Below are 23,135 nucleotides of genomic sequence, written 5' to 3' on the forward strand. Positions count from 1 at the left end.
CCCGCATTCGACTGAACTGAAGGTCCAGGCCGTCCAAGGAAAGAGACTATGGCAAAAGGTAAATTCGAGCGCACTAAGCCTCATGTGAACATCGGCACGATTGGTCACGTCGACCATGGCAAGACGTCGCTGACGGCTGCGATCACCAAGTATTTTGGCGAATACAAGCGCTATGACCAGATCGACGCGGCGCCGGAAGAGAAGGCGCGCGGCATCACGATCTCGACGGCTCACGTTGAGTACGAGACCGAGAACCGCCACTACGCGCATGTCGACTGCCCCGGCCACGCCGACTATGTGAAGAACATGATCACCGGCGCCGCGCAGATGGACGGCGCGATCCTGGTTGTGTCGGCCGCCGACGGCCCGATGCCGCAGACCCGCGAGCACATCCTGCTTGCCCGTCAGGTTGGCGTGCCGTCGATCGTTGTGTTCCTCAACAAGGTCGACCAGGTCGACGACGCCGAACTGCTCGAACTGGTCGAGCTCGAGGTTCGCGAGTTGCTGTCGAAGAACGAATTCCCCGGCGACGACATTCCGATCGTCAAGGGTTCGGCGCTGGCGGCGCTTGAAGATTCGGACAAGAAGATCGGCGAGGACGCGATCCGCGAGCTGATGGCTCAGGTCGATGCCTACATCCCGACGCCGGTGCGTCCGCTGGACAAGCCGTTCCTGATGCCGATCGAGGACGTGTTCTCGATCTCGGGCCGCGGCACGGTCGTGACCGGCCGCGTCGAGCGCGGTGTGGTCAAGGTCGGCGAGGAGCTTGAAATCATCGGCATCCGTCCGACGACCAAGACGACCTGCACGGGCGTTGAGATGTTCCGCAAGCTGCTCGATCAGGGCCAGGCTGGCGACAACATCGGCGCGCTGCTGCGCGGCGTCGACCGTGAAGGTGTCGAGCGCGGCCAGGTTCTGGCCAAGCCGGGCACGGTGAAGCCGCACAAGAAGTTCGTGGCCGAAGCCTACATCCTGACCAAGGACGAAGGTGGCCGTCACACGCCGTTCTTCACCAACTACCGTCCGCAGTTCTACTTCCGCACGACCGACGTGACCGGCATCGTGTCGCTGCCGGAAGGCACCGAGATGGTGATGCCTGGCGACAACATCACGGTCGATGTCGAGCTGATCGTGCCGATCGCCATGGAAGAGAAGCTGCGCTTCGCCATCCGTGAAGGCGGCCGCACCGTCGGTGCCGGCATCGTCGTCACCATCAAGGAATAATCGATCCGGCTACAGCCGGTTCGACAAGAAAAGGGCGGTCTTCGGGCCGCCCTTTTTCGTTTCAGACGCTCCGTCTGCGTCAAGGGAGCCTTGCCAACGGTGGTTCCAGGGCACCACCGTCGCTCGAACGCACTCAAGGCGAAGGAAATGGGGCTAGGCGCCGGCGTGTTGGAAACCGTCAAGGCGACGCCGGCCGATGGCCTCTGGACCAGGACGGGCCGCCGATGCCGAGTTCGCCGGCGTGCTCGATCCGGACCTCACCGTCACGCCGCGGGCGACCGTCACGCCGCGGGGGGTAAGACATGTTTGCTTGCAAACCACTCTTTACAGAGCGTGCGGAAGCTTTTAGGAAGCGCCTGCGCCGAGGCGCATGTGTACGGGCATAGCTCAGTTGGTAGAGCGGCGGTCTCCAAAACCGCAGGTCGTAGGTTCGAGCCCTGCTGCCCGTGCCATTTTCCAGGATGGCAGGACGATTTTTTTGCGGGCGGCCTTTGAAAATCGGCGACCCGCTTGCCATATTAGCCCAGTTGGGGCATAAGGGCTCCATAGCCGGGACGGAACGACTGGATGGTTCCGAGGCGGCGTTTGGTCATAAAGCAGATACTTGCCACTTGCGTGGATCAAGAATCGGTTTTATGTAGATGAACAGACACGCGACGCGTGAAGCTGGGAAGCCGGCTTTACGCGTCTGATTTGCATGGGCGAAATGATTGCGCTGATTCGGCGCGAGATTTGGCTCAGGCGGCACGTCCCGGCCAGCGGGATCATCCAGGGGGCCCGGCCAACGGGTCTTGAAGACAGGCGGCATATGGCTTCGAAAACCACAAATCCTTTCGTCTTTCTCCAGCAGGTGCGCGCGGAGACAGCCAAGGTGACTTGGCCGTCGCGCCGCGAGACGATGATCTCGACGGTGATGGTCCTGGCCTTCGCTGTGATCGCGATGATCTTCTTCTTCACCGCCGATCAGCTTATGGGCCTCGCGGTCGAGCAGATTCTGGGCATTGGACGCTAAGTCCGGCGATTACGGAGAAGTCGTAAAAATGGCTACGCGCTGGTACATCGTCCACGCCTATTCGAATTTCGAGAAGAAGGTCGCCGAGGACATCGAGAACAAGGCCAAGCAGAAGGGCCTGTCCGCCGATATCGAGCAGATCGTGGTGCCGACCGAAAAGGTCGTCGAGGTTCGTCGCGGCCGCAAGGTCGACGCCGAGCGCAAGTTCTTCCCGGGCTATGTGCTCTTGAAGGCCAACCTGACCGACGCCGTGTTCTCGCTGGTCAAGAACACGCCGAAGGTCACTGGTTTCCTCGGAGACTCCAAGCCGGTGCCGATCACCGAGGCGGAAGCACAGCGCATCCTCAATCAGGTGCAGGAAGGCGTCGAGAGGCCGAAGCCCTCGGTCACTTTCGAGATCGGCGAGGCGATCCGCGTTTCGGACGGTCCCTTCGCCTCGTTCAATGGTTTCGTCCAGGAAGTGGACGAGGAGCGGGCGCGGCTCAAGGTGGAAGTTTCGATCTTCGGGCGCGCCGTGCCTGTCGATCTGGAATTCGGACAGGTCGAAAAAGGCTGATCCGAAATCCCTGATGCTGGTCCGGTGTTGCCGGTCTGGCGATCAGGGGAGGCGGTGCGGTGACGCGCGGCCTTGAGAACGGTGGGAGGCGAAGGCGGCTTTAGCCGGCCGCGAGAGCCGCACCACCAGACTGCAACCGCCGGTGTTTCCCAGATCGTGGGACCGGCATAGACAAAGGCAGGAAAAGAGATGGCTAAGAAAATTGCAGGCCAGCTCAAGCTCCAGGTCTCCGCGGGATCGGCTACGCCGTCGCCCCCGATCGGCCCGGCGCTTGGTCAGCGTGGCATCAACATCATGGAGTTCTGCAAGGCGTTCAACGCGCAGACCCAGGAAATGGAAAAGGGATCGCCGGTTCCGGTCGTCATCACCTATTACCAGGACAAGTCGTTCACCTTCGTCATGAAGACGCCGCCGGTGAGCTACTTCCTGAAGAAGGCCGCGAACCTGAAGTCGGGCTCGAAGGAGCCGGGCAAGGTTAAGGCTGGCACCGTTTCGCGCGACAAGGTTCGCGAAATCGCGACCGCCAAGATGAAGGATCTGAACGCGAACGACGTCGAAGCGGCCATGCGTATGGTCGAGGGCTCCGCCCGCTCGATGGGTCTGGAAGTGGTGGGCTAAGATCATGGCAAAGATTGCAAAGCGTGTATCGAAGACCCGTGAAGGCATCGATCCCAACAAGGCCTATGCGCTCGGTGATGCGCTGAAGCTGCTGAAGGATCGTTCCTCGGTCAAGTTCGACGAGACCGTCGAAGTCGCCATGAACCTGGGCGTCGACCCGCGTCACGCCGACCAGATGGTCCGTGGCGTCGTCAACCTGCCGAACGGCACCGGCCGCTCGGTCCGTGTCGCTGTGTTCGCCCGTGGTGACAAGGCTGAAGAGGCCAAGGCCGCCGGCGCCGACATCGTCGGTGCCGAGGATCTGGTCGACATCGTGCAGAAGGGCACGATCGATTTCGATCGCTGCATCGCCACGCCGGACATGATGCCGCTCGTCGGCCGTCTCGGTAAGGTGCTCGGCCCGCGCGGCATGATGCCGAACCCGAAGGTCGGCACGGTCACCACCGATGTCGCCGCGGCCGTCAAGGCCTCGAAGGGCGGCGCGGTCGAGTTCCGTGTCGAGAAGGCCGGCATCGTTCATGCCGGCGTCGGCAAGGTCTCGTTCGACCTCAAGGCGCTGGAAGAGAACATCCGTGCCTTCGCCGACGCGGTGACCAAGGCAAAGCCGGCTGGCGCCAAGGGCAACTATGTCAAGAAGGTGTCTGTCACCTCGACGATGGGCCCGGGCCTCAAGCTCGACGTCTCGACGCTCGCCGCGTCCTGATTAGACCATTTTGGATCGGCTTCTCGAAAGCTGATCCGTGATTGAATTCCGGGCCTTGGATTTATCCTGGGCCCGGTACCGGAAGCCGGAAGGCTTCCGGACATCCTGTCCGAGATTGCGGGCGGCCCGAGTCTTGATTCAAGAGGAGGGCCTTAATTCATGTGGGCCTGCATGAGACGGGTGAAAACCGGACAACGGAGCAACAAGCTCCAATGAAAGGTTCGAACCGTGTTTGCCTTTTGTCTGCGCATCGCCGGCTTGGCCGTCGATGTGGCGAAAGGGGGCAGGATCCTCGAGCGTCGTTCGGGAGATCCGTTACTGGATGGCCCGGCCGGCAAAAGGCAACCCGACGCCTGTCCTCGAAATGGGAATGTTCCCGTTAACAGGACTGGGGTCAACTGGAGATAGGCAGTGGACAGAGCGGAAAAACGCGAACTCGTCACGGGCCTGAATGATGCGTTTTCTGGCGCAGGTTCAGTCGTCGTGGCCCACTATGCCGGTATCACCGTCGCGCAAATGAACGACCTTCGGTCGAAAATGCGCGCCGCCGGTGGCACCGTTAAAGTCGCGAAGAACCGTCTCGCCAAAATCGCTCTTCAGGGCACGGACTCCGCATCGATCATCGACCTGTTCAAGGGACAGACGCTGATCGCCTATTCGGAGGATCCGATTGCGGCGCCGAAGGTCGCGTCCGATTTCGCCAAGGGGAATGACAAGCTCGTCATTCTCGGCGGCGCAATGGGCACCACCTCGCTCAACGCCGACGGTGTGAAGGCACTCGCCACACTTCCGTCGCTCGATGAGCTGCGCGCCAGGCTGGTTGGCATGATCGCCACGCCGGCAACCCGGATCGCCCAGATCGTCAATGCGCCAGCGGCCTCGGTCGCGCGCGTCATCGGCGCTTACGCCCGGAAGGACGAGGCGGCATGAGGCCGTTCCTCGCTATCAAAAACACACGTTCGAACCTAACGAAGGAATACAACAATGGCTGATCTGGCAAAGATCGTAGACGACCTTTCGAAGCTGACCGTCCTCGAGGCGGCCGAGCTGTCGAAGCTTCTGGAAGAAAAGTGGGGCGTTTCGGCTGCTGCGCCGGTAGCGGTTGCCGCTGCTGGCGGCGCTGCCGCTGCTGCTGCTCCGGTCGAGGAAAAGACGGAATTCGACGTCGTCCTCACCGAGGCAGGCGCTCAGAAGATCAACGTCATCAAGGAAGTCCGCGCCATCACCGGTCTTGGCCTCAAGGAAGCCAAGGACCTGGTCGAAGCGGCTCCGAAGCCGGTCAAGGAAGGCGTTTCCAAGGCCGACGCTGACAAGTTCAAGGCCCAGCTGGAAGCAGCCGGCGCCAAGGTCGACCTGAAGTAAATGTATCAAGCGGCGGGCGGCCTCGCGCCGTCCGCCACTCCCTTGGCCACAGGGGAGGCTGCGTGACGCGAGATGTACGAAAACCTCTTTCCTGAGGGCCGTAAACCGGCCTTCAGGAAACGGGTTTTCTCCCGTTTTAGCCGGTAGCCGCCAAGCAATTGGAAAAGGCGGCCGGAGAACAGACAGAGAGCCGCCGCCCAGGTGGCTCGGTATGCAAGACGAACCGAGGCGAGGTTCGTCCCGAGTTTTGAGCTAAGGAGCGACGATGGCCCAGACCCAGACTTTCAATGGCCGCAGACGCGTACGCAAGTTTTTCGGAAAGATACCGGAAGTTGCGGAGATGCCGAATCTTATCGAGGTTCAGAAGGCATCCTATGACCAGTTCCTGATGGTGGACGAGCCCAAGGGCGGACGTCCCGACGAAGGGCTGCAGGCTGTTTTCAAGTCGGTCTTCCCGATCTCCGATTTTTCCGGCTCCTCGATGCTGGAGTTCGTGAAGTACGAGTTCGAAGGACCGAAATTCGACGTTGACGAATGCCGTCAGCGCGACCTGACCTATGCCGCGCCGCTGAAGGTGACGCTGCGCCTCATCGTGTTCGATATCGACGAGGATACCGGCGCCAAATCGATCAAGGACATCAAGGAGCAGGACGTCTACATGGGCGACATGCCGCTCATGACCTTGAACGGCACCTTCATCGTCAACGGCACCGAGCGCGTCATCGTTTCGCAGATGCACCGCTCGCCGGGCGTCTTCTTCGATCACGACAAGGGCAAGTCGCACTCGTCGGGCAAGCTTCTGTTTGCCGCGCGCGTCATCCCCTACCGTGGCTCGTGGCTCGACATCGAGTTCGATTCCAAGGACGTCGTGCACGCCCGCATCGACCGCCGCCGCAAGATCCCCGTGACGTCGCTGCTGATGGCGCTCGGCATGGACGGCGAGGAGATCCTGTCGACCTTCTACAACAAGATCACCTACAAGCGCGCCGGCGACCATTGGCGCATTCCGTTCAACGTCGAGCGTTTCCGCGGCCTCAAGGCCGTCGGTGACCTTGTTGACGCCGACACCGGCGAGATCGTCGTCGAGGCAGGCAAGAAGATCACCGCCCGCCAGGCGCGTCAGCTCGGCGAAAAGGGTCTCAAGGCGATCAAGGCGACCGACGAGGATCTGCTCGGCAACTATCTGGCCGAGGACATCGTCAACTACGCGACCGGCGAGATTTTCCTCGAGGCGGGCGACGAGATCGACGAAAAGACGCTCAAGGTGCTGCTCGGCACCGGTGAGCAGGAAATCCAGGTTCTCGACATCGACCATGTCAATGTCGGCGCCTATATCCGCAACACGCTCGCCGTGGACAAGAACGAGAGCCGCCAGGACGCGCTTTTCGACATCTACCGTGTCATGCGCCCGGGCGAGCCGCCGACGCTCGAGACCGCCGAGGCCATGTTCAACTCGCTGTTCTTCGATAGCGAGCGCTACGACCTGTCCGCCGTCGGTCGCGTCAAGATGAATATGCGCCTCGAGCTCAAGGCCGAGGACACCGTGCGCGTGCTGCGCAAGGACGACATCCTGGCCGTGGTCAGGACGCTGGTCGAACTGCGTGACGGCAAGGGCGAAATCGACGACATCGACAACCTCGGCAACCGCCGCGTGCGTTCGGTCGGCGAGCTGATGGAGAACCAGTACCGCGTCGGCCTGCTTCGCATGGAGCGCGCGATCAAGGAACGCATGTCCTCGATCGAGATCGACACGGTCATGCCGCAGGACCTGATCAACGCCAAGCCGGCGGCCGCCGCCGTGCGCGAGTTCTTCGGTTCCTCGCAGCTGTCGCAGTTCATGGACCAGACCAATCCGCTGTCGGAGATCACCCACAAGCGTCGCCTCTCGGCGCTTGGACCGGGCGGTCTGACCCGCGAGCGTGCCGGCTTCGAAGTGCGCGACGTGCACCCGACGCACTACGGTCGCATCTGCCCGATCGAGACGCCGGAAGGCCCGAATATCGGTCTGATCAACTCGCTGGCGACCTTCGCGCGCGTCAACAAGTACGGCTTCATCGAAAGCCCCTACCGCAAGATCGTCGACGGCAAGCTGACCAATGACGTCGTCTATCTCTCGGCGATGGAAGAAGCCAAGCACCATGTCGCGCAGGCCAACGCCGAACTCGACAAGAACGGCGGTTTCGTCGACGAGTTCGTCATTTGCCGCAGCGCCGGCGAAGTGATGATGGCGCCGCGCGAAAACGTCGACCTGATGGACGTGTCGCCCAAGCAGATGGTGTCTGTCGCCGCGGCGCTCATCCCGTTCCTCGAGAACGACGACGCCAACCGCGCCCTGATGGGCTCGAACATGCAGCGTCAGGCCGTGCCGCTGGTGCGCGCCGAGGCGCCGTTCGTCGGCACCGGCATGGAGCCGATCGTCGCCCGTGACTCGGGCGCCGCCATCGGCGCACGCCGCGGCGGCATCGTCGACCAGGTGGACGCGACGCGTATCGTTATCCGCGCCACCGAGGATCTCGACCCGGGCAAGTCCGGCGTCGACATCTACCGGCTGATGAAGTTCCAGCGTTCGAACCAGAACACCTGCATCAACCAGCGTCCGCTGGTGCGCATGGGCGACCGGGTCAACAAGGGCGACATCATCGCCGACGGTCCGTCGACCGAGCTCGGTGATCTGGCGCTCGGCCGCAACGTGCTGGTCGCGTTCATGCCGTGGAACGGCTACAACTACGAGGACTCGATCCTCCTGTCCGAGCGCATCGTCGCCGACGACGTCTTCACCTCGATCCACATCGAGGAGTTCGAGGTCATGGCGCGCGATACCAAGCTCGGTCCGGAGGAAATCACGCGCGATATTCCCAACGTCTCGGAAGAAGCGCTGAAGAACCTCGACGAAGCCGGCATCGTCTATATCGGCGCGGAAGTGCAGCCGGGCGACATCCTGGTCGGCAAGATCACGCCGAAGGGCGAAAGCCCGATGACGCCGGAAGAAAAGCTTCTGCGCGCCATCTTCGGCGAAAAGGCTTCCGACGTGCGCGATACTTCGATGCGCATGCCTCCGGGCACCTTCGGCACCGTCGTCGAGGTGCGCGTGTTCAACCGCCACGGTGTGGAGAAGGATGAGCGCGCCATGGCCATCGAGCGCGAGGAGATCGAACGCCTCGCCAAGGACCGTGACGACGAGCAGGCGATCCTGGACCGCAACGTCTATGCGCGTCTTTCCGACGTTCTCGTCGGCAAGGAAGCGATCGCTGGACCGAAGGGCTTCAAGAAGGGCTCGACGCTGTCCAAGGACACGCTCGACGAGTATCCGCGTTCGCAGTGGTGGCAGTTTGCGGTGGAGAACGAAAAGCTCCAGAGCGAACTGGAAGCCCTGCGTGGCCAGTACGACGATTCCAAGAAGGCGCTTGAACAGCGCTTCATGGACAAGGTCGAGAAGGTGCAGCGCGGCGACGAGATGCCTCCGGGCGTCATGAAGATGGTCAAGGTCTTCGTGGCGGTGAAGCGCAAGATGCAGCCCGGCGACAAGATGGCCGGCCGTCACGGCAACAAGGGTGTCGTGTCGCGCATCGTTCCGGTCGAGGACATGCCTTTCCTCGAGGACGGCACGCATGCCGATATCGTGCTCAACCCGCTGGGTGTGCCGAGCCGCATGAATGTCGGCCAGATCCTGGAAACGCATCTGGGCTGGGCTTGCGCAGGCATGGGCAGGAAGATCGGCGAGATGATCGACGCCTACAAGTCGGCGGGCGACATCAAGCCGCTGCGCAAGACGTTGGAAAGCTTCATGCCGGCCAACGATCGCAACGAGCCGATCCGCGAGTATGACGACGAGAGCATTGTTCGCCTCAGCGAGCAGATGCGCCGCGGCGTCTCGATCGCGACCCCGGTGTTCGATGGTGCGCACGAAGCCGACATCAACACCATGCTGGAGCAGGCGGGCCTGCACTCCAGCGGTCAGTCGCAGCTCTATGACGGCCGCACCGGCGAGCCGTTCGATCGCAAGGTGACGATGGGCTATATCTACATGCTCAAGCTTCACCACCTGGTGGATGACAAGATCCACGCGCGTTCGATCGGCCCGTACTCGCTCGTCACCCAGCAGCCGCTGGGCGGCAAGGCGCAGTTCGGTGGCCAGCGCTTCGGCGAAATGGAGGTCTGGGCGCTGGAAGCCTACGGCGCCGCCTACACGCTGCAGGAAATGCTGACGGTGAAGTCGGACGACGTCGCCGGCCGCACCAAGGTCTACGAGGCGATCGTGCGTGGCGACGACACGTTCGAGGCTGGCATTCCCGAGAGCTTCAACGTGCTCGTCAAGGAAATGCGGTCTCTCGGCCTCAATGTCGAGCTGGAGAACACCAAGCTCGACGAAGCTCCGGTCCGACTGCCGGACGCAGCCGAGTAAAGGCTATGGCGCGCCGCGCAACCGTGGCGCGCCACTCAATTTCTACGGCCGGTGGGCCGACAACTCAGCGGGCATTCGGCCCGCGTTAGATGCAAGGGGTTTTCGAGGACCCCGAAAAGGAGAACGGCATGAACCAAGAGGTCATGAATCTCTTCAATCCGCAGGCGCCTGCGCAGGTGTTCGATTCCATCCGGATTTCGCTTGCCAGCCCTGAGAAGATTCTGTCCTGGTCGTTCGGCGAGATCAAGAAGCCGGAGACCATCAACTACCGCACCTTCAAGCCGGAGCGTGACGGCCTGTTCTGCGCGCGCATTTTTGGCCCGATCAAGGACTACGAGTGCCTGTGCGGCAAGTACAAGCGCATGAAGTACAAGGGCGTCATCTGCGAGAAGTGCGGCGTCGAAGTCACGCTGTCGCGCGTCCGGCGCGAGCGCATGGGCCATATCGAGCTGGCGGCACCGGTGGCTCATATCTGGTTCCTGAAGTCGCTGCCCTCGCGCATCGGCACGCTGCTCGACATGACGCTGAAGGACATCGAGCGCGTCCTCTACTTCGAGAACTACATCGTCACCGAACCTGGCCTCACCGCGCTGAAGGAGCACCAGCTGCTCAGCGAGGAAGAATACATGATCGCGGTCGACGAGTATGGCGAAGATTCCTTCACCGCCATGATCGGCGCCGAGGCCATTCATGACCTTCTGGCCGGCATGGATCTGGAGAAGATCGCCGGCGACCTGCGTTCGGAACTGGCTTCGACCACGTCCGAGCTGAAGCAGAAGAAGTATCTGAAGCGGCTCAAGGTCGTCGAGAACTTCATGGAATCCGGCAACCGTCCGGAATGGATGATCATGAAGGTCGTTCCGGTGATCCCGCCGGATCTGCGTCCGCTGGTTCCCCTGGATGGTGGACGCTTCGCGACGTCGGACCTGAACGATCTCTATCGCCGCGTCATCAACCGCAACAACCGCCTCAAGCGGCTGATCGAGTTGCGCGCGCCCGGCATCATCGTGCGCAATGAAAAGCGCATGCTCCAGGAAGCCGTCGATGCGCTGTTCGACAACGGCCGTCGCGGCCGTGTCATCACCGGCGCCAACAAGCGTCCGCTGAAGTCGCTGTCCGACATGCTCAAGGGCAAGCAGGGCCGGTTCCGTCAGAACCTGCTCGGCAAGCGCGTCGACTATTCCGGCCGTTCGGTCATCGTCACCGGTCCCGAGCTCAAGCTGCATCAGTGCGGCCTGCCGAAGAAGATGGCGCTCGAACTGTTCAAGCCCTTCATCTACGCCCGTCTCGACGCCAAGGGTTATTCCTCGACCGTCAAGCAGGCCAAGAAGCTGGTCGAGAAGGAGCGTCCGGAAGTCTGGGATATCCTCGACGAGGTTATCCGCGAGCATCCGGTTCTCTTGAACCGCGCGCCGACGCTGCACCGCCTCGGCATCCAGGCGTTCGAGCCGATCCTGATCGAAGGCAAGGCGATCCAGCTTCACCCGCTGGTCTGCACGGCCTTCAACGCCGACTTCGACGGCGACCAGATGGCTGTTCACGTGCCGCTGTCGCTGGAAGCGCAGTTGGAAGCCCGCGTGCTGATGATGTCGACCAACAACATCCTGCATCCGGCCTCCGGCGCGCCGATCATCGTGCCGTCGCAGGACATGGTTCTGGGTCTCTACTATCTTTCGATCGTCAACCAGAACGAGCCGGGCGAGGGCATGGTGTTTGCCGACATGGGCGAGCTCCAGCACGCGCTCGAGACCAAGGCGGTGACCCTGCATGCCAAGATCAAGGGCCGCTTCCGCACGGTCGACGCCGAAGGCAAGGTCGTTTCGAAGATCTACGACACCACGCCTGGCCGCATGATCATCGGCGAGCTTCTGCCGAAGAACGTCAACGTGCCCTACGAGACCGCCAACCAGGAGATGACCAAGAAGAACATCTCCAAGATGATCGACACCGTCTACCGCCATTGCGGTCAGAAGGAGACGGTCATTTTCTGCGATCGCATCATGGCGCTCGGCTTTGCTCATGCGTGCCGGGCCGGCATCTCGTTCGGCAAGGACGACATGCTGATCCCGGACACCAAGATCAAGCTGGTGTCGGACACCGAGGCTTTGGCCAAGGAATACGAGCAGCAGTACAATGACGGCCTGATCACGCAGGGCGAGAAGTACAACAAGGTCGTCGACGCCTGGGCCAAGTGCTCGGAAAAGGTCGCCGACGAAATGATGGCCCGCATCAAGGCGGTCGAGTTCGAAGACAACGGCCGTCAGAAGCCGATGAACTCGATCTACATGATGTCGCACTCCGGTGCGCGTGGCTCGCCCACCCAGATGCGCCAGCTTGCCGGCATGCGCGGCCTGATGGCCAAGCCGTCGGGTGAAATCATCGAGACGCCGATCATCTCGAACTTCAAGGAAGGCCTGACCGTGCTCGAGTACTTCAACTCGACCCACGGCGCCCGCAAGGGCCTTGCCGACACCGCCTTGAAGACGGCGAACTCGGGTTACCTCACCCGTCGTCTGGTCGACGTGGCGCAGGACTGCATCGTCAACTCCGTGGATTGCGGCACCGACAAGGGCCTCACCATGCAGCCGATCGTCGATGCCGGTCAGGTCGTCGCTTCGGTCGGCCAGCGTGTGCTGGGCCGCACATCGCTCGACGACATCACCCATCCGGTGTCGGGCGAGGTCCTGGTCAAGGCCGGAACGCTGATGGACGAGCGTGACGTCGAGCAGATCGAAAAGGCCGGCGTGCAGTCGGTCCGCATCCGCTCGGCCCTGACTTGCGAAGTCAGGATCGGCGTCTGCGCGGTCTGCTACGGACGCGATCTGGCCCGAGGCACCCCGGTCAACCAGGGCGAAGCCGTCGGCGTCATCGCGGCGCAGTCGATCGGCGAGCCGGGCACGCAGCTCACCATGCGTACCTTCCACATGGGCGGTACCGCGCAGGTGGTGGACAGCTCGTTCCTTGAAGCCTCCTACGAGGGCAAGGTCGAGATCCGCAACCGCAACGTGGTGCGCAACTCTGACGGCCAGCAGATGGTCATGGGCCGCAACATGGCGGTGCTGATCCTCGACGAAGCCGGCAAGGAGCGCGCAACGCACCGTGTCACCTATGGTTCGCGTATCTTCGTGGACGATGGCGACAAGGTGAAGCGTGGCCAGCGTATTGCCGAGTGGGATCCCTATACCCGCCCCATCCTCACCGAAATCGAGGGCAAGGTGGCGTTCGAGGATCTGGTCGACGGCATTTCCGTCCAGGAAACGGCCGACGAGTCGACCGGCATCACCAAGCGTGAGGTCATCGACTGGCGCTCGACGCCGCGCGGCAACGACCTGAAGCCGGCGATCGTCGTTCAGGACGCCAAGGGCAAGGTCGGCAAGCTGTCGAAAGGTGGCGATGCCCGCTTCCTGCTCTCGGTCGAGGCCATTCTCTCGGTCGAGCCGGGTGCTCAGGTTCGCCCCGGCGACGTGCTGGCGCGTATCCCGATGGAAAGCGCCAAGACCAAGGACATCACCGGTGGTCTGCCGCGTGTTGCCGAACTGTTCGAGGCACGTCGTCCGAAGGATCACGCCATCATCGCCGAGATCGATGGCACGATCCGCTTCGGCCGCGACTACAAGAACAAGCGTCGCATCATCATCGAGCCGCATGACTCGACGCTCGAGCCGGTCGAATACCTGATCCCGAAGGGCAAGCCGTTCCATCTCCAGGACGGCGACGTCATCGAGAAGGGCGACTACATCCTCGACGGCAACCCGGCGCCGCACGATATCCTGGCCATCAAGGGCGTGGAGGCGCTTGCGTCCTACCTCGTCAACGAGATCCAGGAAGTCTACCGTCTGCAGGGCGTGTCGATCAACGACAAGCACATCGAGGTGATCGTTCGCCAGATGCTGCAGAAGGTCGAGATCACCACGCAGGGCGACTCGACCTACATCCCGGGCGACCACGTCGACGTGATCGAGCTGGAAGAGGTCAACGAGCGCCTGGTCGAGGACGGCAAGAAGCCGGCCGAAGGCCAGCCGGTGCTGCTCGGCATCACCAAGGCCTCGCTGCAGACGCCGTCCTTCATCTCGGCCGCCTCCTTCCAGGAGACGACCAGGGTGCTGACGGAGGCCGCGGTTGCCGGCAAGACCGACATGCTGCAGGGCTTGAAGGAAAACGTCATCGTCGGCCGGCTGATCCCGGCCGGTACCGGCGGCACGATGAGCCAGATCCGGCGCATCGCCACCTCGCGCGACGAACTCATCATCGACGAGCGCCGCAAGGCCTCGGGCGTGGAAGTCGCCGAGCCGATGCTCGCGGACATGACAACCGCCGCGCAGTAGGCGCGGTGGGCAAGATCTCAGGCAACAGAAGCCGTCGGGGCAACCCGGCGGCTTTTTCGTTTCAACGATCGTTCGAGGAAGAGAAATGAGCACGAAGACCTGGACAGCTGTCGACAATTACATCGTTTCCTCACTCTTCGAGCCGGATGCCGCTCTCGACGCGGTTCTGGCCGCCAACCGCGACCAAGGCCTGCCGGCGATCGACGTCTCGGCGGCGCAGGGAAAGCTGCTCTCGCTGCTGGTGCGCATTGGCAGCGCGAAGAAGGTGCTCGAGATCGGCACGCTGGGAGGCTATTCGACCATCTGGATGGCGCGGGGACTGCCCGCCGACGGCAAGGTCGTGACGCTCGAACTCGATCCGCATCATGCCGAGGTCGCGCGTTCGAATTTCGAGCGGGCAGGGGTTGTGGACCGCGTGGAAGTTCGCGTCGGTCCCGCGCTAGAGTCGCTCGCTGCACTGGGCGGCGAGGATGCCGGTCCGTTCGATCTGATCTTCATCGATGCGGACAAGCCGAACAACCCGCATTATCTGTCCTGGGCCTTGCGTCTGTCGCGCTCCGGAACTGTCATTGTCTGCGACAACGTCATCCGCGACGGCGCCGTGCTGGAAGAGGATGGTCGCGACGCCAATGTCGAAGGCGCACGCGCCGCGTTTTCCTTCATCGGCGGCGACAAACGGCTGGACGGCACGGCCATCCAGACCGTGGGCGCCAAAGGCTATGACGGCTTTGCAATCGCGATCGTCGACTGACGGCTGGCTCAGTCGAAAAACGCCTCGACCACGTTGCGCTTGCCGAGCATGAAGGCGTCGGCGACGTGCTGGAGCGGCGCCAGGTCGACGTCGGATGCGCCGGCGTGCACGATCTCGGCAAAGCGCCGGTAGAGCATCTGATATTCCGCTTCCGGCTCGTCGTGTACGACACCGCCATCGATGGCGAGCTTCGAGCCGCCACCCGAGAGCACCATCTTGCCAGCATCCGTGTCCGCGACAATGTCCCAGCTTTGCGGTCCCGTCTGCAGCCAGTCGAGATCCATCGTCACATCAGATCCGTTCGCGGCGCGGAAGGCGACCTGGGCTGCGATCGGCGCGTCGCGGTTCGCGGGAAAGTCGAGGACGGCCGAAGTTATGTACATGGCTGGCAGGATATAGGTTGCGATCGACAGCGCGTTGATGCCGGGATCGAAGACGCCGAAGCCGCCAGGCTGCCAGATCCAGTCCTGGTTCGGGTGCCAGCGGCGCACATCCTCCTTCCAGACGATCGCGGCCGATTTGATTTTGGTCGAAGCCAGGAATTTTCGCGCCGCTTCGACCGCCGGCGCGTAGCGCGAATGCCAGCTTGCGAACAGCGAGACGCCTTGTTTCGCCGCCAGCGCCTTCAGGTCCTCGACCTCACTGACCGTGGCGCCCGGCGGTTTTTCCAGGAAGACATGTTTCTTGGCTTCCAGCGCCTTGCGGGCGGTGGCGTAGCGGAACTGCGGCGGCATGCAGAGCGACACCGCGTCGAGTTCGGGAACCGCGCCAAGCATCGACTCAATGTCGGGAAAATTCGCGATGCCATCGACCTTCCCGTGCCGGCTGGCCGCGGCGATCAACTGGTAGTCCCGATCCTTTGCCAATGCCGGAAGATGTTGGTCGCGGACGATCTTGCCGACGCCGACAATGCCGATTCTTATGGGCGAGATGGTTGGGGACATGAGGCTCCGCCAGGTTCGGACGACTGCGCGTCTCTTAGCAGATCGGCCATGACGGGCAAGCGTCGGCCGTGCCGGCTACCTGAACGAATCGGCATCATGCCGCGAGGCAGGCGGGGGCGCTCGGCCCGCGCTCAGATCGGCACGTCGAAGGTCACGATCGACACTTCGCCTTCGAGCGCGCCTTGGAAGGCCGAAAGATGCGGCTCATCGTCGGGCTCGCCCTCCATGTCGCCGATCTGGTCGAGTTCGGCCTCGGCGTAGCCTTCCGCCGCGAGCGATTCGAGCGCCCGGCGCACCGCCGAATCGTCGTCGGGCGCCACCAGCATGACATGGACGCCTTCCGGCTTGCCGCCTTTCTTCTTCCACACCCGGCCGGTGATGATTGTGACCGGTCGTTCTTCATTGTCGTTCACGGGCCGATTCCTCCGCAACGAGGGGCTGTCACTGTTCATGCGGCCTTTTCGCATGAAGCAAGGCCCCGCAAAAGCCAAAAGCCGGTCACTTTCTTCCCCGCCCTTGCAAAACCGCGCAAGAAAATTGCATGCGGTTTTCACATGGCTGCCAAGCCCCGGCCTCAATGCAATATTTGCCGCTGCGGGGTTGACGGTTCGCGGGCTTACGAGTAGAAGCCGCCCAGTCAGAACCGATGTGAGGCTCTCGCATCCGAAGCGACACGCTTTGGAGTTTGCCTCAAACAGGGTTCGTTTTACGAGCGAAAAGACATTTCCGGCGTGCACGAAGCGGCTTCCGCTTCCTCTGCGATTTGTTCGGGCAAGACCGCGAGTCGCGGTTTGTGGCCCGAATTTGCGTATGGAAATGACGCTTTGAGCGAGCCTTGACCGGCACGAGACACGGAATTGAGAGACAAGAGGGTTTAATGCCTACCGTCAACCAGCTGATCCGCAAGCCGCGCATTGCGCCGGTGAAGCGCAACAAGGTCCCGGCCATGCAGCAGAACCCGCAGAAGCGGGGCGTCTGCACGCGCGTCTATACCACGACGCCGAAGAAGCCGAACTCGGCGCTGCGCAAGGTGGCCAAGATCCGCCTGACCAATGGTTTTGAAGTGATCGGTTACATCCCCGGCGAAGGTCACAACCTTCAGGAACACTCCGTGGTCATGATCCGCGGCGGTCGCGTCAAGGATCTTCCGGGCGTTCGCTACCACATCATCCGCGGCGTGCTCGACACGCAAGGCGTGAAGAACCGCAAGCAGCGCCGTTCGAAGTACGGCGCCAAGCGTCCGAAATAAGGGCGTCCGAAATAAGGTTTTCCGGCCTTGGCGTTGCTTGAACGCGCCGGGCTACGAGATTGAGAGACAAAAGCCATGTCGCGTCGTCACAGTGCAGAAAAGCGTGAGATCAACCCGGACCCCAAGTTCGGCGATCTGATTGTCACCAAGTTCATGAACGCCGTCATGTATGACGGCAAGAAGTCGGTCGCCGAGACCATCGTCTATGGCGCGCTGGACCAGGTCCAGTCGAAGACCAAGCAGGAGCCGGTCACCGTCTTCCATCAGGCGCTCGACAATGTCGCGCCGCATGTGGAAGTGCGTTCGCGTCGCGTCGGCGGCGCCACCTACCAGGTTCCGGTCGACGTTCGTCCCGAGCGCCGTCAGGCGCTGGCGATCCGCTGGCTGATCGCCGCGGCCCGCAACCGCAACGAGACCACCATGGTCGACCGTCTCTCCGGCGAGCTGATGGATGCGGCCAACAATCGCGGCACCGCCGTGAAGAAGCGTGAAGACACCCACAAGATGGCTGAAGCCAACCGCGCTTTCGCACACTACCGCTGGTAAAGCGCGAACAGGACTGAGAGGCAGCTACGATGGCCCGCGAATACAAAATCGAAGACTACCGCAATTTCGGTATCATGGCGCATATTGACGCCGGCAAGACGACGACCACCGAGCGCGTCCTCTATTACACGGGCAAGTCGCACAAGATCGGCGAAGTGCATGACGGCGCTGCCACCATGGACTGGATGGAGCAGGAGCAGGAACGCGGCATCACCATCACGTCCGCCGCGACCACGACCTTCTGGAAGGGCCGTGACGGCAAGATGCACCGCTTCAACATCATCGACACTCCCGGACACGTCGACTTCACCATCGAGGTCGAGCGTTCGCTGCGCGTGCTCGACGGCGCCATCGCGCTGCTCGACGCCAACGCTGGTGTCGAGCCGCAGACGGAAACCGTCTGGCGTCAGGCCGACAAGTACCGCGTGCCGCGCATGATCTTCTGCAACAAGATGGACAAGATCGGCGCCGACTTCTACCGCTCGGTCGAGATGATCGGCTCGCGCCTCGGTGCGCAGGCTGTCGTCATGCAGTTGCCGATCGGCGCCGAGACCGAGTTCAAGGGTGTCGTAGACCTCGTCGAGATGAATGCGCTTGTCTGGCGCGACGAGACGCTCGGCGCTGCCTGGGACGTCGTCGAGATCCCGGACGATCTCAAGGCTCGTGCCGAGGAATACCGCGAGAAGATGATCGAAGCCGCCGTCGAAATGGACGAGACGGCGCTCGAAAACTACCTCGAAGGCAAGATGCCGTCGAACGACGAGATCCGTGCGCTGATCCGCAAAGGCACGATCGCGGTCAAGTTCTACCCGATGTTCTGCGGTTCGGCCTTCAAGAACAAGGGCGTGCAGCCGTTGCTCGACGCCGTTGTCGAATACCTGCCGTCGCCGGCTGACGTTCCGGCCATCAAGGGCGTCGATGCCAAGACCGACGCCGAGATCGAGCGTCATGCGGACGACAATGAGCCGCTGTCGATGCTGGCCTTCAAGATCATGAACGACCCCTTCGTCGGCTCGCTGACCTTTGCCCGCATCTACTCGGGCAAGCTCTCCAAGGGCGTCTCTGTCGACAACACCGTGAAGGGCAAGAAGGAGCGCATCGGCCGCATGCTGCAGATGCATGCGAACTCGCGCGCCGACGTCGAAGAAGCTTTCGCCGGCGATATCGTCGCCCTGGCTGGCCTCAAGGACACCACCACCGGCGACACGCTGTGCGATCCGCTGCATCCGGTCATTCTCGAACGCATGGAATTCCCCGATCCGGTCATCCAGATCGCCATCGAGCCGAAGACCAAGAACGACCAGGAAAAGATGGGCCTCGCCCTTCACCGGCTGGCTGCCGAGGATCCGTCCTTCCGCGTCAAGACCGACGAGGAAAGCGGCCAGACCATCATCTCCGGCATGGGCGAACTGCACCTCGATATCATCGTCGACCGCATGCGTCGTGAGTTCAAGGTCGAAGCCAATGTCGGCGCGCCGCAGGTGGCCTATCGCGAGACGATCACCCGCAAGCACGAGCAGGACTACACGCACAAGAAGCAGACCGGCGGTACCGGCCAGTTCGCGCGCGTCAAGGTTGTGTTCGAGCCGAATTCCGAGAGCGAGGAATTCGTGTTCGAATCCAAGATCGTCGGCGGCGCGGTGCCGAAGGAATACATTCCGGGCGTCGAGAAGGGCATCCAGAGCGTCATGGGCGCGGGTCCGTTCGCGGGCTTCCCGATGATCGGCGTCAGGGCGACGCTCATCGACGGCGCCTACCACGACGTCGACTCCTCGGTGCTCGCCTTCGAAATCGCGTCCCGCGCCTGCTTCCGTGAAGCTGCTCCCAAGCTTGGCGTGCAGCTGCTGGAGCCGATCATGAAGGTCGAGGTGGTGACACCGGAGGACTACGTCGGCAGCGTCATTGGCGATCTGAACGGCCGTCGTGGCCAGATCCAGGGCCAGGAAGCGCGCGGCGTGGCCGTCGTCATCAACGCGATGGTGCCGCTCGCCAACATGTTCAAGTACGTCGACAACCTGCGCTCGATGAGCCAGGGCCGCGCGGCCTACACGATGCAGTTCGATCACTACGAGCCGGTCCCGACCGCGGTCGCTCAGGAAGTCCAGAAGAAGTACGCGTAACTCGAACAGAGCTGCCGCGGTAACGCAATTCAAAGCCCTCCGGGGCGAGCAGGAAATGGAGACATCACATGGCAAAAGGTAAATTCGAGCGCACTAAGCCTCATGTGAACATCGGCACGATTGGTCACGTTGACCATGGCAAGACGTCGCTGACGGCTGCGATCACCAAGTATTTTGGCGAATACAAGCGCTATGACCAGATCGACGCGGCGCCGGAAGAGAAGGCGCGCGGCATCACGATCTCGACGGCTCACGTTGAGTACGAGACCGAGAACCGCCACTACGCGCATGTCGACTGCCCCGGCCACGCCGACTATGTGAAGAACATGATCACCGGCGCCGCGCAGATGGACGGCGCGATCCTGGTCGTGTCGGCCGCCGACGGCCCGATGCCGCAGACCCGCGAACACATCCTGCTTGCCCGTCAGGTCGGCGTGCCGTCGATCGTTGTGTTCCTCAACAAGGTCGACCAGGTCGACGACGCCGAACTGCTCGAACTGGTCGAGCTCGAGGTTCGCGAGTTGCTGTCGAAGAACGAATTCCCCGGCGACGACATTCCGATCGTCAAGGGCTCGGCGCTGGCGGCGCTTGAAGATTCGGACAAGAAGATCGGCGAGGACGCGATCCGCGAGCTGATGGCTCAGGTCGACGCCTACATCCCGACGCCGGTGCGTCCGCTTGACAAGCCGTTCCTGATGCCGATCGAGGACGTGTTCTCGATCTCTGGCCGCGGCACGGTCGTGACCGGCCGCGTCGAGCGCGGCGTGGTCAAGGTCGGCGAGGAGCTTGAAATCATCGGCATCCGTCCGACGACCAAGACGACCTGCACGGGCGTTGAGATGTTCCGCAAGCTGCTCGATCAGGGCCAGGCTGGCGACAACATCGGCGCGCTGCTGCGCGGCGTCGACCGTGAAGGTGTCGAGCGCGGCCAGGTTCTGGCCAAGCCGGGCACGGTGAAGCCGCACAAGAAGTTCGTGGCCGAAGCCTACATCCTGACCAAGGACGAAGGTGGCCGTCACACGCCGTTCTTCACCAACTACCGTCCGCAGTTCTACTTCCGCACGACCGACGTGACCGGCATCGTGTCGCTGCCGGAAGGCACCGAGATGGTGATGCCTGGCGACAACATCACGGTCGATGTCGAGCTGATCGTGCCGATCGCCATGGAAGAGAAGCTGCGCTTCGCTATCCGTGAAGGCGGCCGCACCGTCGGTGCCGGCATCGTCGTCACCATCAAAGAGTAATTTGGACTTAAACCGATCTGTCGCGGGCGCGGAAGTTGCCCGCGCCGCGCCAGAACAAGGAAGTGACGCATGAACGGACAGAATATCCGCATCCGCCTGAAGGCGTTTGATCACCGCGTGCTTGACGCCTCGACGAAGGAAATCGTGTCGACGGCCAAGCGCACCGGGGCAAACGTCCGCGGCCCCATTCCGCTGCCGACGCGGATCGAAAAGTTCACGGTGAACCGGTCGCCTCACGTCGACAAGAAGAGCCGCGAGCAGTTCGAGATGCGCACGCACAAGCGTCTGCTCGACATCGTCGATCCGACCCCGCAGACCGTCGATGCTTTGATGAAGCTCGATCTGGCGGCCGGTGTCGACGTCGAGATCAAGCTCTAAGGGAATGAGAGCGCGGTAAGGGGCGGTGCCCCTGGCCCGGAACTCTAAAGGAATTGAACCGATGCGTTCAGGTGTGATTGCAAAGAAGGTGGGAATGACCCGCATCTACAACGATGCCGGGGAACATGTTCCCGTCACCGTTCTCCAGATGGAGAACTGCCAGGTCGTGGCACAGCGCACGCAGGAGAAGAATGGCTATACCGCCGTTCAGCTCGGCGTTGGCCTGGCCAAGGTGAAGAACACGTCGAAGGCGATGCGCGGCCATTTCGCGACCGCTTCCGTCGAGCCGAAGGCGAAGCTCGCCGAATTCCGCGTCTCCGCCGACAATTTGATCGACGTCGGCGCCGAGATCACCGTCGAGCACTTTGTCGCCGGCCAGAAGGTCGACGTCACCGGCACGACGATCGGCAAGGGTTTCCAGGGCGTCATCAAGCGCCACCACATGGGTGGTGGCCGCGCGACCCATGGTAACTCGGTTTCGCACCGTACGCACGGCTCGACCGGCCAGCGCCAGGACCCCGGCAAGGTGTTCAAGGGCAAGAACATGGCCGGCCACATGGGCGATACCCGCGTCACCACGCAGAACGTCGAGATCGTCTCGACCGATGCCGATCGCGGCCTGATCCTGATCCGCGGAGCGGTTCCGGGGTCGAAGGGCGCCTGGATCCTGGTTCGCGATGCCGCCAAGGTCGCGCTTCCGGCCAATGCGCCGAAGCCCGCCGCGATCCGCGTCGCCACGAAGAATGAGGCTCCGGCCACAGAGGGAGCGGAATAATGGATCTCAAGATCACAACGCTCGGCGGCAAGGACGCCGGCAAGGTGGAACTTTCCGACGGGATTTTCGGCCTTGACCCGCGCGAGGACATCCTGCAGCGCGTCGTGCGCTGGCAGCTTGCCAAGAAGCAGCAGGGCACGCACAAGGCCAAGGGCCGCGCGGAAATCGCGCGCACCGGTGCCAAGATGTACAAGCAGAAGGGTACGGGCCGCGCTCGTCACCATTCGGCACGCGCTCCGCAGTTCCGCGGCGGCGGCAAGGCTCACGGCCCGGTCGTTCGCAGCCATGAGCATGAACTGCCCAAGAAGGTTCGTGCGCTTGGCCTCAAGCATGCTCTTTCGGCCAAGGCCAAGAGCGCGTCGATCATCATCATCGACGAGCTGAAGCTGACCGAGGCCAAGACCAAGGCGCTGATCGCGAATTTCGCGACGCTGGGCCTGACCAACGCCCTGGTGATTGGCGGCGCCGAGCTTGACCAGAACTTCAAGCTGGCGGCGACCAACATCCCCAACATCGACGTGCTGCCCATCCAGGGCATCAACGTCTACGACATTCTGCGCCGCGGCACGCTGGTCCTTTCGAAGGCCGCCGTCGAGGCTCTCGAGGAGCGCTTTAAATGACCGACCTTCGTCATTACGACGTGATCGTCTCGCCGGCGATCACCGAAAAGTCGACCATGGCTTCCGAGCAGAACCAGGTCGTCTTCAACGTCGCCAAGAAGGCGTCGAAGCCGGAAATCAAGGCCGCCGTCGAAGCGCTGTTCGGCGTCAAGGTGATGGCCGTGAACACGCTTGTCCGCAAGGGCAAGATCAAGCGCTTCCGCGGCACGATCGGCCGCCAGAGCGACGTCAAGAAGGCGATCGTGACGCTGGCCGACGGCCAGTCGATCGACGTCGCGACGGGTCTCTGAGCTAGGCCGCGAGGAC

The 23,135-nt window shown here is 62.4% G+C and carries 20 protein-coding genes and 1 tRNA gene; 19 read left to right on the forward strand and 2 right to left on the reverse strand.

Going from position 1 to position 23,135, the window contains the following annotated elements; translation table 11 throughout:
- The first annotated feature begins 48 nt into the window (after positions 1–48).
- From tuf (LB556_RS00520) to LB556_RS00570, 11 genes are all read left to right on the forward strand, one after another.
- Positions 49–1,224: an elongation factor Tu gene (gene tuf / locus LB556_RS00520; RefSeq protein ID WP_224562119.1), complete on the forward strand. Its 1,176-nt coding sequence runs from the start codon at positions 49–51 to the stop codon at positions 1,222–1,224.
- 376 nt (positions 1,225–1,600) lie between these two features.
- Positions 1,601–1,676 (forward strand) — tRNA-Trp (locus tag LB556_RS00525).
- A gap of 356 nt (positions 1,677–2,032) precedes the next feature.
- Positions 2,033–2,236 (forward strand): preprotein translocase subunit SecE, encoded by a 204-nt coding sequence (secE, locus tag LB556_RS00530; RefSeq protein ID WP_013531408.1) that lies wholly within the window; start codon positions 2,033–2,035, stop codon positions 2,234–2,236.
- A 28-nt stretch (positions 2,237–2,264) separates the two neighbouring features.
- On the forward strand, positions 2,265–2,792 hold the full coding sequence (nusG, locus tag LB556_RS00535) for a transcription termination/antitermination protein NusG (protein ID WP_015317996.1): 528 nt from the start codon (positions 2,265–2,267) through the stop codon (positions 2,790–2,792).
- Between the two features lie 189 nt (positions 2,793–2,981).
- Positions 2,982–3,410 carry a 50S ribosomal protein L11 gene (gene rplK, locus LB556_RS00540; protein ID WP_010909262.1) on the forward strand — a complete coding sequence of 143 codons (429 nt, stop codon included), beginning with the start codon at positions 2,982–2,984 and terminating at the stop codon, positions 3,408–3,410.
- Between the two features lie 4 nt (positions 3,411–3,414).
- A complete protein-coding gene (rplA, locus tag LB556_RS00545) occupies positions 3,415–4,113 on the forward strand; it encodes a 50S ribosomal protein L1 (protein ID WP_224562121.1) in 699 nt (232 codons plus the stop codon).
- 411 nt (positions 4,114–4,524) lie between these two features.
- A complete protein-coding gene (rplJ, locus tag LB556_RS00550) occupies positions 4,525–5,043 on the forward strand; it encodes a 50S ribosomal protein L10 (protein WP_027146631.1) in 519 nt (172 codons plus the stop codon).
- A 54-nt stretch (positions 5,044–5,097) separates the two neighbouring features.
- Entirely contained in the window at positions 5,098–5,475 is a 378-nt protein-coding gene (rplL, locus tag LB556_RS00555) for a 50S ribosomal protein L7/L12 (RefSeq protein ID WP_015317993.1), read from the forward strand.
- Between the two features lie 265 nt (positions 5,476–5,740).
- Complete coding sequence (gene rpoB / locus LB556_RS00560) at positions 5,741–9,877, forward strand: DNA-directed RNA polymerase subunit beta (protein WP_224562122.1); 4,137 nt, start codon at positions 5,741–5,743, stop codon at positions 9,875–9,877.
- A 128-nt stretch (positions 9,878–10,005) separates the two neighbouring features.
- Positions 10,006–14,202 (forward strand): DNA-directed RNA polymerase subunit beta', encoded by a 4,197-nt coding sequence (rpoC, locus tag LB556_RS00565; protein WP_224562123.1) that lies wholly within the window; start codon positions 10,006–10,008, stop codon positions 14,200–14,202.
- 85 nt (positions 14,203–14,287) lie between these two features.
- The gene (locus LB556_RS00570) at positions 14,288–14,953 is read left to right on the forward strand and encodes an O-methyltransferase (RefSeq protein WP_224562125.1); all 666 of its coding nucleotides are present in this window, start codon (positions 14,288–14,290) and stop codon (positions 14,951–14,953) included.
- Between the two features lie 8 nt (positions 14,954–14,961).
- On the opposite strand, the gene LB556_RS00575 is transcribed toward LB556_RS00570, so the two are convergent.
- Positions 14,962–15,885 (reverse strand): Gfo/Idh/MocA family protein, encoded by a 924-nt coding sequence (locus LB556_RS00575; protein ID WP_224563795.1) that lies wholly within the window; start codon positions 15,883–15,885, stop codon positions 14,962–14,964.
- Positions 15,886–16,028: 143 nt separating this feature from the next.
- The gene (locus tag LB556_RS00580) at positions 16,029–16,310 is read right to left on the reverse strand and encodes a transcriptional regulator (RefSeq protein WP_127277968.1); all 282 of its coding nucleotides are present in this window, start codon (positions 16,308–16,310) and stop codon (positions 16,029–16,031) included.
- Positions 16,311–16,774: 464 nt separating this feature from the next.
- On the opposite strand from LB556_RS00580, the gene rpsL reads away from it, so the two are divergent.
- The 8 genes from rpsL (at position 16,775) to LB556_RS00620 (ending at position 23,119) form a co-directional block, all read left to right on the forward strand.
- Positions 16,775–17,146: a 30S ribosomal protein S12 gene (gene rpsL, locus LB556_RS00585; protein ID WP_006333356.1), complete on the forward strand. Its 372-nt coding sequence runs from the start codon at positions 16,775–16,777 to the stop codon at positions 17,144–17,146.
- Between the two features lie 75 nt (positions 17,147–17,221).
- Positions 17,222–17,692: a 30S ribosomal protein S7 gene (gene rpsG / locus LB556_RS00590; RefSeq protein WP_008875664.1), complete on the forward strand. Its 471-nt coding sequence runs from the start codon at positions 17,222–17,224 to the stop codon at positions 17,690–17,692.
- A 29-nt stretch (positions 17,693–17,721) separates the two neighbouring features.
- Positions 17,722–19,812, forward strand: a complete 2,091-nt coding sequence (gene fusA, locus LB556_RS00595) for an elongation factor G (protein WP_224562135.1) — start codon at positions 17,722–17,724, stop codon at positions 19,810–19,812.
- 68 nt (positions 19,813–19,880) lie between these two features.
- Positions 19,881–21,056, forward strand: coding sequence for an elongation factor Tu (gene tuf, locus LB556_RS00600; RefSeq protein ID WP_224562119.1), 1,176 nt, complete (start codon positions 19,881–19,883; stop codon positions 21,054–21,056).
- A 69-nt stretch (positions 21,057–21,125) separates the two neighbouring features.
- Positions 21,126–21,434 (forward strand): 30S ribosomal protein S10, encoded by a 309-nt coding sequence (gene rpsJ / locus LB556_RS00605; RefSeq protein ID WP_010909272.1) that lies wholly within the window; start codon positions 21,126–21,128, stop codon positions 21,432–21,434.
- Positions 21,435–21,495: 61 nt separating this feature from the next.
- On the forward strand, positions 21,496–22,209 hold the full coding sequence (gene rplC / locus LB556_RS00610) for a 50S ribosomal protein L3 (protein ID WP_224562137.1): 714 nt from the start codon (positions 21,496–21,498) through the stop codon (positions 22,207–22,209).
- A complete protein-coding gene (rplD, locus tag LB556_RS00615) occupies positions 22,209–22,829 on the forward strand; it encodes a 50S ribosomal protein L4 (protein ID WP_224562140.1) in 621 nt (206 codons plus the stop codon). Before rplC ends, rplD begins: the two co-directional genes overlap by 1 nt.
- A complete protein-coding gene (locus LB556_RS00620) occupies positions 22,826–23,119 on the forward strand; it encodes a 50S ribosomal protein L23 (protein ID WP_010909275.1) in 294 nt (97 codons plus the stop codon). The genes rplD and LB556_RS00620 overlap by 4 nt, the downstream gene beginning before the upstream one ends.
- The last annotated feature ends 16 nt before the right edge of the window (positions 23,120–23,135 follow it).

It is taken from the genome of Mesorhizobium sp. ES1-4 (assembly GCF_020164745.1).
Taxonomy (GTDB): domain Bacteria; phylum Pseudomonadota; class Alphaproteobacteria; order Rhizobiales; family Rhizobiaceae; genus Mesorhizobium.

Excerpts from the sequence above, each read along its gene's own strand:
- LB556_RS00620 (WP_010909275.1), top strand. The coding sequence starts at position 22,826 with ATGACCGACCTTCGTCATTACGACGTGATCGTCTCGCCGGCGATCACC.
- LB556_RS00570 (WP_224562125.1), top strand. The coding sequence starts at position 14,288 with ATGAGCACGAAGACCTGGACAGCTGTCGACAATTACATCGTTTCCTCA.
- secE (WP_013531408.1), top strand. The coding sequence starts at position 2,033 with ATGGCTTCGAAAACCACAAATCCTTTCGTCTTTCTCCAGCAGGTGCGC.
- rplK (WP_010909262.1), top strand. The coding sequence starts at position 2,982 with ATGGCTAAGAAAATTGCAGGCCAGCTCAAGCTCCAGGTCTCCGCGGGA.
- nusG (WP_015317996.1), top strand. The coding sequence starts at position 2,265 with ATGGCTACGCGCTGGTACATCGTCCACGCCTATTCGAATTTCGAGAAG.
- rplD (WP_224562140.1), top strand. The coding sequence starts at position 22,209 with ATGGATCTCAAGATCACAACGCTCGGCGGCAAGGACGCCGGCAAGGTG.
- rplA (WP_224562121.1), top strand. The coding sequence starts at position 3,415 with ATGGCAAAGATTGCAAAGCGTGTATCGAAGACCCGTGAAGGCATCGAT.
- tuf (WP_224562119.1), top strand. The coding sequence starts at position 19,881 with ATGGCAAAAGGTAAATTCGAGCGCACTAAGCCTCATGTGAACATCGGC.
- rpoB (WP_224562122.1), top strand. The coding sequence starts at position 5,741 with ATGGCCCAGACCCAGACTTTCAATGGCCGCAGACGCGTACGCAAGTTT.
- tuf (WP_224562119.1), top strand. The coding sequence starts at position 49 with ATGGCAAAAGGTAAATTCGAGCGCACTAAGCCTCATGTGAACATCGGC.
- rplL (WP_015317993.1), top strand. The coding sequence starts at position 5,098 with ATGGCTGATCTGGCAAAGATCGTAGACGACCTTTCGAAGCTGACCGTC.
- rpsL (WP_006333356.1), top strand. The coding sequence starts at position 16,775 with ATGCCTACCGTCAACCAGCTGATCCGCAAGCCGCGCATTGCGCCGGTG.
- rpsG (WP_008875664.1), top strand. The coding sequence starts at position 17,222 with ATGTCGCGTCGTCACAGTGCAGAAAAGCGTGAGATCAACCCGGACCCC.
- rpsJ (WP_010909272.1), top strand. The coding sequence starts at position 21,126 with ATGAACGGACAGAATATCCGCATCCGCCTGAAGGCGTTTGATCACCGC.
- rplC (WP_224562137.1), top strand. The coding sequence starts at position 21,496 with ATGCGTTCAGGTGTGATTGCAAAGAAGGTGGGAATGACCCGCATCTAC.
- fusA (WP_224562135.1), top strand. The coding sequence starts at position 17,722 with ATGGCCCGCGAATACAAAATCGAAGACTACCGCAATTTCGGTATCATG.
- rpoC (WP_224562123.1), top strand. The coding sequence starts at position 10,006 with ATGAACCAAGAGGTCATGAATCTCTTCAATCCGCAGGCGCCTGCGCAG.